This window comes from Microbacterium sp. Kw_RZR3, assembly GCF_029222405.1.
Lineage (GTDB): Bacteria > Actinomycetota > Actinomycetes > Actinomycetales > Microbacteriaceae > Microbacterium.
This window is the reverse complement of record NZ_JARHXC010000016.1, coordinates 1-10,781: the sequence shown is the minus strand read 5'-3', so window position 1 is coordinate 10,781 and position 10,781 is coordinate 1. Positions and strand designations below refer to the sequence as shown.

11 protein-coding genes are annotated in these 10,781 nt (G+C 71.6%); 10 read left to right on the top strand and 1 reads right to left on the bottom strand.

Annotated elements, in window-relative coordinates; translation table 11 throughout:
• The 4 genes from P2P98_RS00475 to P2P98_RS00460 all read left to right on the top strand — a co-directional run.
• Window positions 1–886: sugar ABC transporter permease (locus P2P98_RS00475; protein WP_275796139.1), on the top strand; the 886-nt coding region annotated here is incomplete at its 5' end.
• 11 nt (window positions 887–897) lie between these two features.
• Window positions 898–1,794: a carbohydrate ABC transporter permease gene (locus P2P98_RS00470; protein WP_058626998.1), complete on the top strand. Its 897-nt coding sequence runs from the start codon at window positions 898–900 to the stop codon at window positions 1,792–1,794.
• Between the two features lie 90 nt (window positions 1,795–1,884).
• The gene (locus P2P98_RS00465; RefSeq protein WP_275796135.1) at window positions 1,885–3,747 is read left to right on the top strand and encodes a glycoside hydrolase family 3 N-terminal domain-containing protein; all 1,863 of its coding nucleotides are present in this window, start codon (window positions 1,885–1,887) and stop codon (window positions 3,745–3,747) included.
• A gap of 9 nt (window positions 3,748–3,756) precedes the next feature.
• Window positions 3,757–4,884, top strand: a complete 1,128-nt coding sequence (locus tag P2P98_RS00460) for a LacI family DNA-binding transcriptional regulator (protein ID WP_275796133.1) — start codon at window positions 3,757–3,759, stop codon at window positions 4,882–4,884.
• Window positions 4,885–5,058: 174 nt separating this feature from the next.
• Here the strand turns inward: P2P98_RS00460 and P2P98_RS00455 are convergent, their stop codons facing one another.
• Window positions 5,059–5,673, bottom strand: coding sequence for an amino acid deaminase (locus P2P98_RS00455; RefSeq protein WP_275796131.1), 615 nt, complete (start codon window positions 5,671–5,673; stop codon window positions 5,059–5,061).
• Window positions 5,674–5,785: 112 nt separating this feature from the next.
• Between P2P98_RS00455 and P2P98_RS00450 the strand changes: the two genes are divergently transcribed.
• From P2P98_RS00450 to P2P98_RS00425, 6 genes are read left to right on the top strand one after another with little or no spacing between them, the layout of a single operon-like run.
• The gene (locus P2P98_RS00450; protein WP_275796129.1) at window positions 5,786–6,448 is read left to right on the top strand and encodes a hydrolase; all 663 of its coding nucleotides are present in this window, start codon (window positions 5,786–5,788) and stop codon (window positions 6,446–6,448) included.
• Window positions 6,449–6,474: 26 nt separating this feature from the next.
• A complete protein-coding gene (gene phnD, locus P2P98_RS00445; RefSeq protein ID WP_275796127.1) occupies window positions 6,475–7,449 on the top strand; it encodes a phosphate/phosphite/phosphonate ABC transporter substrate-binding protein in 975 nt (324 codons plus the stop codon).
• Window positions 7,446–8,264: a phosphonate ABC transporter ATP-binding protein gene (gene phnC / locus P2P98_RS00440; protein WP_275796125.1), complete on the top strand. Its 819-nt coding sequence runs from the start codon at window positions 7,446–7,448 to the stop codon at window positions 8,262–8,264. The genes phnD and phnC overlap by 4 nt, the downstream gene beginning before the upstream one ends.
• Window positions 8,261–9,055, top strand: coding sequence for a phosphonate ABC transporter, permease protein PhnE (gene phnE, locus P2P98_RS00435; protein ID WP_275796123.1), 795 nt, complete (start codon window positions 8,261–8,263; stop codon window positions 9,053–9,055). Before phnC ends, phnE (P2P98_RS00435) begins: the two co-directional genes overlap by 4 nt.
• Window positions 9,052–9,876 (top strand): phosphonate ABC transporter, permease protein PhnE, encoded by an 825-nt coding sequence (gene phnE, locus P2P98_RS00430; protein WP_275796121.1) that lies wholly within the window; start codon window positions 9,052–9,054, stop codon window positions 9,874–9,876. The genes phnE (P2P98_RS00435) and phnE (P2P98_RS00430) overlap by 4 nt, the downstream gene beginning before the upstream one ends.
• Window positions 9,866–10,714 (top strand): MurR/RpiR family transcriptional regulator, encoded by an 849-nt coding sequence (locus P2P98_RS00425; protein ID WP_275796119.1) that lies wholly within the window; start codon window positions 9,866–9,868, stop codon window positions 10,712–10,714. The genes phnE (P2P98_RS00430) and P2P98_RS00425 overlap by 11 nt, the downstream gene beginning before the upstream one ends.
• Window positions 10,715–10,781 lie beyond the last annotated feature (67 nt).

The following is a 10,781-nucleotide window of genomic DNA, read 5'->3' as shown; positions in this document are numbered from 1 at the left end:
CGGGGCGTCGAGCCGCCGTCGGCGCCAGGGATGGGTCGCGTGGGGCTTCGCCCTGCCGTTCGTCGCGGTCTTCGCGGTCTTCATGGTCGTGCCGATCGTGGGCTCGTTCGCGATGTCGTTCACCGACTTCACGGCGCGCGACATCCGCTCGCCGTTCGCGGTCAACTTCGTCGGACTCGAGCAGTACCTCTCGGTGCTCGGCGACCCGGTGTTCCTCACCTCGCTGGGCGTGACCGCGACGTTCGTCGTCGTCGGCATCCCGGTCACCATGGCGGTCGCGCTGGCCCTTGCGCTCGCGCTGAACGCCAGCAAGGGGCGCTTCGTCTCGATCCTGCGCGTCGGCTTCTACGCCCCCGTCGTGACGAGCATCGTCGCGGTGGCGGTCGTCTGGCGCTACATCCTGCAACCCGAGGGCCTGCTCAACTCGGCGCTCGCGATCATCGGCATCCAGGGTCCGGACTGGCTCAACGACACCCGCACCGCGCTTCCCTCGCTCATCGCGATGGCGGTCTGGCGCAACGTCGGCACGCTGATGGTGATCTTCCTCGCCGGGCTCCAGGCGATCCCGACCGATGTGAAGGAGGCCGCCCTCATGGACGGCGCCTCGTCGTGGCGTCGTCTGACCTCGATCACCCTCCCGCTCCTGCGCCCGACGCTGCTGCTGGGTGCCGTTCTCATCTCCGTCGGCTTCCTGCAGTTCTTCGAGGAGGCGTTCGTGATGACCCAGGGCGGTCCGCTCAACTCCACCCTCTCGGTGGCCTATTACACGTTCAAGCAGTTCGGCTTCGGGCAGTACGGCACGGCCTCGGCCGCGAGCTACCTGCTGTTCCTGGCGATCGCGCTGCTCAGCCTGGTGCAGTTCCGCGTGCTGCGCTCCAAGGATTGAGGGAGGATGCCATGACACTCACGTCCCCCGCGGCTCCGGCCGTGGTCGCCGAAACCGTCGAGCCGCAGCGCCGCCGCCGCTCCGAGAACCGCGTCACCCCCGGTCGCGCGCTCACCTACGGCGTACTCGTCGTCGGCTTGATCGTGTGGATCCTGCCCTTCGCCTGGATGCTGCTGGGCTCGGTCAAGACGCAACGCGAGATCCTGCAGCGCCCGCCCACGTGGTGGCCGCAGGAGTTCACGTGGGAGAACTTCGGCGCCTGGTTCGGCCAGCTGAACTTCGGCCAGTTCTTCGGCAACAGCATCGTGGTGGCGCTGTTCACCGTCGCCGGCAACCTCGTCTTCTGCTCGATGGTCGGGTACGCGCTGGCGAAGATGGACTTCCCCGGCAAGAAGGCGCTGTTCCTCGTCGTCATGGTGACCCTGATGGTCCCGGGCGTCGTCACCTTCGTCCCGCTGTTCGTGATGGTGTCGTCGCTCGGCCTCGTCGACAGCTACGCCGCACTGATCCTGCCGTTCGTCACGACCCCGCTCGGCGTCTTCCTGATGCGGCAGTTCATGCTCGGCATCCCGGATCCGCTGCTCGAGGCCGCGCGCATCGACGGTGCGGGCGAGCTGCGGATCTTCGCCCGGATCGTCATGCCGCTGTGCGGGCCGCCGCTGGCGACGCTCGGCATCCTGACCTTCCTCGCCTCGTGGAACAACTTCCTCTGGCCGCTCGTGGCGGCGCAGACCGAGGCGAAGTACACCCTTCCCGTCGCGCTGTCGCTGTACTCGACCGGGCAGAGCGCCACGAACTACGGCCTCCTGCTGGCGGGTTCCGTGCTCGTGATCGCGCCGATCATCCTGCTGTTCGTCTTCCTGCAGCGCTACTTCATCCAGGGCATCGCCTCGACCGGCCTGAAGTGAGGCGTGGGGCGGGCCCGCGAGCCCGCCCCACTCTCCCGCCCCTGAGCTCCCGCCGGTCCGCGCACCGGCGGCCCCGAAAGGATCCCCCGCATGACCTCCGCCCGCTTCCTCACCGCGCCCGATGGCACGCGCTTCCGCGACCTGAACGGCAACGGCGTGATGGACCCGTACGAGAACCCGACGCTCAGCGTCGAGGAGCGCACCGAAGACCTGCTCGCGCGCCTGAGCCTCGAAGAGAAGGTCGGGCTGATGTTCCAGACCGTGATCGAGGTCGGCGACGACGGCGAGGTGCTCGAGGCCCCGGGCAAGATCTCGAAGTCGCCCACCACCACGGTCGTCGTGAACAAGCGGATGAACCACTTCAACGTGCACGCGATCCGCACCGCCCGGCAGGCGGCGACCTGGAACAACAACCTCCAGGCTCTCGCCGAGACGACGCCGCACGGCATCCCGGTCACGATCAGCACCGATCCGCGGCACGCCTTCGTCGAGAACACGGGCGTGGCCTTTTCGGCCGGTCCCTTCTCGCAGTGGCCCGAGGGGCTGGGGCTCGCCGCCCTCGACGACGTCGAGACCGTGCGCGAGTTCGCCGAAGTCGCGCGGCGCGAGTACGTCGCCGTCGGCATCCGCGCGGCGCTCCACCCGCAGATCGACCTGGCGACCGAACCCCGGTGGGGTCGGCAGGCGCAGACCCTGGGTCAGGATGCCGCCCGCGTGACCGAGTTCACCGCGGCCTACCTGCAGGGTTTCCAGGGCGACGAGCTCGGACCCGAGAGCGTGGCCTGCACGACCAAGCACTTCCCGGGCGGCGGGCCGCAGCTGGACGGCGAGGACGCGCACTTCCCCTACGGCCGCGAGCAGGTGTACCCCGGCGGCATGTTCGACTACCACCTCGAGCCGTTCCGTGAGGCGATCCGTCGCGGCACCGCGGGCATGATGCCGTACTACGGCATGCCGGTCGGCCTCGAGGTCGACGGTCAGCCGATCGAAGAGGTCGGCTTCGGGTACAACCGTCAGATCATCACGGGGCTGCTCCGCGAACAGCTCGGATACGACGGCGTCGTCGTCACCGACTGGGAGCTCGTGAATGACAACCACGTCGGCGACCAGGTTCTCCCCGCCCGTGCCTGGGGAGTCGAGCATCTCTCCGCGGTGGAGCGCATGGAGAAGATCCTGGATGCCGGGAGCGACCAATTCGGCGGGGAGGAGTGCGTCGAGATGCTCGTCGACCTCGTCCGCTCGGGCCGGGTGTCCGAGGAGCGCATCGACGCGTCGGCGCGGCGCCTCCTGCGGGTGAAGTTCCAGCTCGGGCTGTTCGACGACCCGTACGTCGACGTCGACGAGGCCGAGCGGATCGTCGGCAACGCCGAGTTCCGGGCGCTGGGGGAGCGGGCGCAGGCGCGCTCGCTCACCGTGCTGGTGAACGAGGGGGGCGTGCTGCCCCTGCGTCCCGTCAAGACGGTGTATGTCGAGGGCTTCCGTGCCGGCGACGTCGCCGAGCTGGGCAGCGTCGTCACCGACCCCGCCGAGGCCGATCTCGCGCTCGTCCGCATCGGCGCGCCGTTCGAGCCGCGCGACGACCTCTTCCTCGAGGCGTGGTTCCACCAGGGCTCCCTCGAGTTCGCGCCGGGCCTCGTGTACCGGCTGCAGCAGATCGCGGCATCCTGTCCTCTCGTGCTGGTCGTGAATCTCGACCGGCCCGCGATCCTCACCCCCTTCGTGGGGCATGCCGCGGCGATCGTCGCCGACTACGGCAGCTCGGCGAAGGCCGTGCTCGACGCCCTCACCGGCCGCGTGCCCCCGCGCGGGCGCCTGCCGATCGAGATCCCCCGGTCGATGGATGCCGTGCGTTCCTCGCGCGAGGATGTACCGTCGGACACCGGCGACCCCGTCTTCCCCGTGCACCACGGGCTCGAGCTGGAGGAGCCGGCGACCGCGGGGCAGAGGGGGTAAGGGCGGCTCATGGCGGAGGGGCAGACGACGCGACGACCGACCGTGTACGACGTCGCGAACGAGGCGAACGTCTCGATCGCGTCGGTGTCGTTCGCGTTCCGGCGCCCCGACAAACTCAGCGACGCCACCCGCGAGCGGGTCCTCGCCGCGGCGCGCCGCTTGGGGTACGCCCCCAGCGGCGCTGCGCGGGGGCTCGCGCGGGGCCGGACCGGCACGCTCGGCCTGCACGCCTTCGACCTGCTGCTCGAGCGCGCCGACCCGCTCGCGCAACCGCTGAGCGGCATGCCGTCCCCGCCGCTCGACACCGGGGGAGTGATCCCCTGGGATCAGACCGACGACGACGTGCTGTCCGACCCGCGTGCCTTCCCGCTGTACGTCGACGAGGTGCAGCGCGGCTTCGAGCTGGAGTGCTGGGCGCTCGGGCGCCCGGTCATGCTGAGCAGCGGATCGGATGCCGACGTCTCGGTCGCCGACACCGTCGGGCGCGTCGATGGGCTGGCGATCTTCCCCTCGCCGCAGACCGCGCCGACCCTCGCTCGGCACTCCCTGAGCATCCCCGTCGTGCTGTTCAGCGCCGCGCCGGCGGACGACGCGCACCACCGGGTCCGCGTCGACAACGCCCGCGGGATGCGCGCGCTCGTCGCCCACCTCGTCGATGAGCACGCCGCGACCGACCTCGCGTTCGTGGGGCGCCTGGAAGCGACGGATGCCGTCGAGAGACGCGACGCGATGATCGAGGAACTCGAGGCCCGTGGCATCCGGAGCCGTCCCGAGATCGTCGACGCGACCGTCCGCGGCGAGGACGACCTCGTGCCCCAGGTGCGGGCGCTGATCGCGGGCGGGCGGATGCCGCAGGCCTTCGTCTGCGCGACGGACCAGAACGCGTTCACGCTGCTCGACGTGCTCGCGGCCGAGGGGGTGCGTGTGCCCGACGACGTGATCGTCACGGGCTTCGACGGCACGCTCGGCTCGCGCCTGACCAGCCCGCCGTTGACGACCGTCCGCCAGCCGATGGAGGCCATGGGGCGAGCCGCCGCGCGGATCCTCGCGGGCGCGGCCGGAGCTCCGCCCGCGGGCGGCCCGTTCGACGTCGTGTTCGAGCCCCGGGTGCTGGTGCGGGAGAGCTGCGGCTGCTGACGTCGGCGCCGGTCCGTCGGCGGGTGTGCCGTCGTGGCGGGTCGTCCGGCTCGCGGCGGCCGGGGCGTCGGGTGGCTGTGCCGTCGGGCGGAGTTCGTGGGTGACACGCCGGTTCGGGATGCCGTGGCCCGGCGTGTCGGCGGGGATCTCCGCGTGACGGTCCCGCGCGGCGGGTCAGACAGCGTTCCACCTCAGCCGCGGGGCGCCCAGGCCGGCCCGCACGCCGCCGGGATCGGCCACCGGGAACATCGTGACGATCCGCCCGTCGACGGCGTACGCCAGAGCCGCGGAGCCGTCGGGCAGCGGGGCGCCGAGCGCGATGCGCGCGGTGCGGCCCCCGAACTCCTCGGTCACGGCGTCGGCGCGGGCCAGCAGGGTCGAGGCCGCCGCGGTCGCGCGTGACAGTAGCGTCTTCGGCGGCGCCCAGGGCAGCAGCGCCCCGGTCTCGAGCCGGCACGCTCGCTCCAGTTCGCCCGACAGCCACCGGTCGCGCTTCAAGCCGTACGGGGTGGGCGTCGTCGACAGCAGATAGCCGTAGACGTGCAGCACCCCGGCGTTGCCGATCGGCCACTCCGCCGCGAGTCCCGCCCGCTCGTGCAGTTCGTCGAAGACCCCGCGGGGGACCACGGCAGCCCCGACGTTCTCATCGATCACCGTCGAACGTCCCCACGCGGCGAAGCACCCGGCGGCGCGATCGTCGGCGAGGGCACGGGCGAGCCAGGGGAGGGAGTCGATCGCGGACGCGGGGTCCGAGACGGCGAGGTGCGCGGCGGCGTCGAGGGTCTGCACCGCTCCACGCTACGACGCTCCCGCGCATCGTTTACACGGCGTTCATCTGACGTGGACATTCCGTCCACATCTGCGGCGCATCATGGACGCAACGTCCACGACAGGAGCTTCCTTGCCTCGCCCCGTCCTCATCTTCGACTTCGACGGTACCGTCGCCCTCGGCGACGGCCCCCTCTTGGCCTACGCCCGCGCGGTCGCTGCGCACGCGGCATCCGCCGACGCCCTCGTCTCCGCCGTGGCCGCTCGCCTCGCGGAGCCCTCGGGCGACGCGATCGACGGCTACGACGTCGTCCGCCGCGTCGCCGAGGCCGAGGGGATCGGCGACGACGCGCTCGCCGCCGCCTACACCGCCAGTCGCGTTCAGCTCGGCACCCCCGACGCGCCCGTCGCTGTCGCCGTCGGCCTCGCGGAGTTCCTCCGGACCACGGATGCCGAGCGCCTCCTCGTCACGAACGCGCCGGCGACCCGGCTCGACGAGGCTCTCGCCTCGCTCGGCCTCGCGGGACTGTTCGACCGCATCGTCACCGACGCGGCCAAGCCCGCGGGGCTCGAGGCCCTGCTCGACAGCCTCGAGGAGGGCACCCCCGTGCTCACGATCGGCGATGTCTGGCGCAACGACCTCGCGCCCGCGTACGCCCGCGGCCACGCGACCGCCCTCGTCGGCGGCTACCCCGACCCCGCCGCCCACCCCACCTACCGCGCCGACACCCTCGACGAGCTCCTGTCGGCGCTCGCCCAGTGGGTCGCGAACGCCCGTCTTCCGTTCTCCGCCTGATCTCCACCCGACCCGCAGAAGGAATCATGAACACTCGTCGCATCCGATTCGCCACCGCCCTCGCCTCGGTGGCCCTCGCTTCCGTCGCCCTCGCGGGCTGCTCCGGCACCGCGGGCGCCGCGTCCGGGCCCGCCGCCGACCCGAGCTCGCTCGTGCTCGCCCTCGTTCCCTCCCAGGACCAGGCGAACCTCGTCGACACCGCGAAGCCCCTCACCGACATGCTCACCGAGAAGCTCGGCATCCCGGTCACCGGTGTGGTGTCGAAGGACTACCAGGCCGCCGTCGAGGCCATGGGTGCGGGGCAGGCCCAGATCGGCTTCCTGCCGTCGCTGCAGCTCTGGCAGGCAAACGACCGATACGGTGCCTCGGTCGTCCTCCAGACCGAGCGCAACGGCAACATCACCTACCCGGGCCAGTTCATGACGAACAACCCCGACAAGTACTGCTCGACGCCCGTCGTCGAACGCGACGGCATGAGCTTCTGCAACGGCGCCGACGCGCTGAAGGGCCCGGCCGGGCTCGACTCGATCACCAAGATCGCCGGTGCCAAGGTCGCCGTGCTCGGTCCCGGCTCGCCCGCCGGCTACATCTACCCCATGCTCGCGCTGAAGGAGGCCGGCGTCGACATCGACAGCGGCTTCCAGAAGGTGCCCGTCACCGCCAACGACGCGTCCGTGCTCGCGGTGTACAACGGCGACGCCGAGGTCGGCTTCAGCTTCTGGGACGCGCGCACGCTCGTGCAGAAGGACAAGCCCGACGTGGGCCAGAAGGTCGTCGTCTTCGGCCTGACCAACGAGATTCCCAACGACGGCGTCGCCGTGTCGAAGGACCTCTCGCCCGAGCTGCAGAAGAAGATCTCGACGGCGCTCGAGGAGTACTCGACCACCGACGAGGGGTCCGCCGCGCTCAAGGCCGTCTACTCGATCACGAAGCTCGCCCCGGCCGACCCGTCCTCGCTCGACGTCGTCGCCCGTGCCGCGCAGGAGCTCGGACTCCAGTGACCACCGGTTCCGTGACCCGGGGCGTCGAGGCGCAGGCCTCGGCGCCCTGGGGCATCCGTCTCGACGGTGTCTCGGTGCGCTACCCCAACGGCACGATGGGGCTGCGCGACGTCAGCGTCGACATCGCCCCGGGCGACCTGGTCGCCGTCGTGGGGCTCTCGGGCTCGGGCAAGTCGACGCTCATCCGCACGATCAACGGCCTCGTGCCGGCGACCTCGGGCACGGTCGAGGTCGGCGGGCGCCGCATCGACGGCGCGTCCGGGCGGCGCCTGCGCGAGACGCGCGGACACATCGGCATGGTGTTCCAGAGCTTCAACCTCGCGGGGCGCACGAGCGTGCTGAACAACGTGCTCGTCGGACGCCTCGCGCACACCCCGCTGTGGCGCACCCTTCTCGGGGCGTACCGGCCCGAGGACCGGCAGCTCGCGTTCGAGGCGCTCGACCGCGTCGGGATGCTGCCCAAGGTCTGGGACCGCGCCTCGGCCCTCTCCGGCGGCCAGCAGCAGCGCGTCGCGATCGCCCGCGCGCTCACGCAGCAGCCGCGGATCGTGCTCGCCGACGAACCCGTCGCGAGCCTCGATCCGCCCACGGCCCGCGGCGTGATGAACGACCTGCGCCGCATCAACGAAGACCTCGGCATCACGGTGCTCGTGAACCTGCACCTCCTCGATCTCGCCCGCGAGTACGGCACGCGCATGATCGGCATGCGTGCGGGAGAGATCGTCTACGACGGGCCCGCGGCATCCGCCACCGACGCCGACTTCGCCGAGATCTACGGTCGCTCCGTGACCGCCGCCGACAGGCTCGAGCGATGACCTCGCTCACCGTTCCTCCTCGTCCGCGCGGACGATGGATGCCGTGGACCGCCGCGCTCGTGATCGTCGCGGTCACGGTGGTGATGTGCCTGCCGGGAGTCGGCGTCGGCCTCGACGTCGCGGCGATTGCGCGCAACTGGCAGCAGGGTGCGCTCCGTATCGTCGAGCTGCTCACCCCGGACTGGACGTTCTTCCCGCGCACGGTCGGGCCGATCCTCGAGACGCTGCAGATGGCCGTCATCGGCACGGCCGTGGGGGCGGCGATCTCGCTGCCGGTGAGCTTCTGGGCGGCTCGGCCCACCAACCCGTTCACCCCGACGCGCGCGCTCGTGCGCGGCATCCTGAACGTCATCCGCGCGGTGCCCGAGCTCGTGTACGCGGCGGTACTCGTCGCCATGGTCGGGGTCGGCGCACTTCCCGGCATCCTGGCTCTCGTCCTGTTCAACGTCGGCATCGTCGTCAAGCTCGTGTCCGAGTCGATCGACGCCACCGACGCGGGACCCCTCGAGGCCGGGCGCGCCGCCGGCGGAACCCAGGCGCAGATCAACCGCACGATCGCGCTGCCCGACACCTGGCCGACGTTCGTCTCGCAGACGCTGTACGTCTTCGAACTGAACGTCCGCGCGTCCACCGTGCTGGGCCTTGTCGGCGCGGGCGGTATCGGTCTGCTCATCGACGCCGTCCGCACCTACTACCGCTACGACCAGCTGTCGCTCGTCATCCTCGAGATCCTCGTGATCGTCGTGGTGCTCGACACCGTCAGCGACGCGATCCGTCGGAGGCTCGTATGACCGTCCTCGCCCCGCCTCCGGTCGCAGCGCCCGCCGTGCCGACCCGCCGTCGTCGGCCCTGGGGGACGGCGTCGTGGGTCGTCGTCAGCGTGATCGTGATCGCCGCGTTCTGGTCCGCCGACATCACCTGGTCGCGCCTCGGCGAGCTCCCGGCCGAGATCGCGCGCTACCTCGGCCTGATGTTCCTCTCGCCGAACTGGGCGAAGCTGCCCGAGGCGCTCTGGCAGACGTGGCGCAGCGTCGAGATGGCGTGGATCGGCACGGTGCTCGGCATCCTGATCGCCACGCCGCTCTCGCTCGTCGCGGCGCGCGGCTTCGGACCGGCGCCCGTGCGCATCGCCCTGCGTTTCGTCTTCTCGCTCGTGCGGGCCGTGCCCGAGCTCGTCTTCGCGATCATCATCCTCTCGGTCACCGGTCTCACCCCGCTCACCGGCGCGCTCGCCCTCGCCGTCGGGGGCGTGGGCACGCTCGGCAAGTGGGGTTACGAGGCGGTCGAGAACGTCGCCCCCGGTCCCATCGAAGCGGCCCGGGCCGCGGGCGGATCGACCACGCAGGTGCTGCGCTGGGGCGTCTGGCCGCAGGCGGCGCCGACGTTCTTCTCGTTCTGGCTCTACCGCTTCGAGATCAACGTGCGCGCCTCGGCCGTCCTCGGTCTCATCGGCGTGGGAGGCATCGGCGACATGCTCACCTCGTACACCCAGTACCGTGAGTGGTCGACGGTGGGGATGCTCCTGATCGTCGTGGTCGTCGTCACCGTCGCGATCGACGCCGTGTCGGGCCGCATCCGCCGCCGCATCATGGAGGGTCCCCGTGTCCGCTGAGGTGCCCGTGACCGCGCGCATCGCCGCGGTCCGCAACTCCCTGCAGCCGAGCGAACGCCGGGTCGCCGATCTCATCGTCGACGAGCCGGATGCCGTCATCGAGCTCACCGCGCAGCAGATCGCCGACCGCGTGGGGGTGGGCCGCTCCACGGTCGTCCGCGCGTGCCAGACCTTCGGGTACCGCGGGTACCCGCAGCTGCGCGTGGCGCTCGCCGCCGAGCGGGGCAGCCGAACCGTGGCCCCGAGCGCGCAGGACGGGGCGCTCGGCGGCATCCGTTCCGCGATCGACCGCATCGCCGACGATCTGCGCGCGGTGACGAGTCTGCTCGAGGCCGACGCCGTCTCCGAGGCCGTGGACGCGGTCGTGGGCGCCCGCCGTCTGCTCGTCGTCGCGAGCGGGCTGTCGGCGCCGGTCGCGACCGATCTGGCGATGCGCCTGACCGCGGTGGGGCGTCCGGCCGAGACCCTGGGCGACCCGATCGGTCAGCAGATCGCCGCCCGGCACCTCGCCGCGGCGGATGTCTGCATCGTGCTCAGCGGCTCGGGGGCGAACGAGGCGAGCCTGCGGGCGGCGTCCGCCGCGCGCGCCGCGGGGGCGCGGGTGATCGCCCTGACGTCGTTCTCGGCCTCGCCGTTGACGGAGCGCGCCGACCTCTCGCTCGTGCTCGCCTCGGGAGGATCCTTCCGCGACGAGCTCGAGCACACCTCCCGCATCGCCCACGCGGTGTTCGCCGAGGCCTTCGTCGACGCCGTGGCCGCGGCTCGCGCCGACGACTCCGCCCTCGCCCGCTCCCGCGTGCTCGAGATCCTCTCCGACAACCTCGGCGACGCGGGCTGACGTTCCCCGGGGCGCCGGCCCGGGGCATCCTGTGCCGTCGCGCGGAGTTTGGGGTCGACACGCCGGT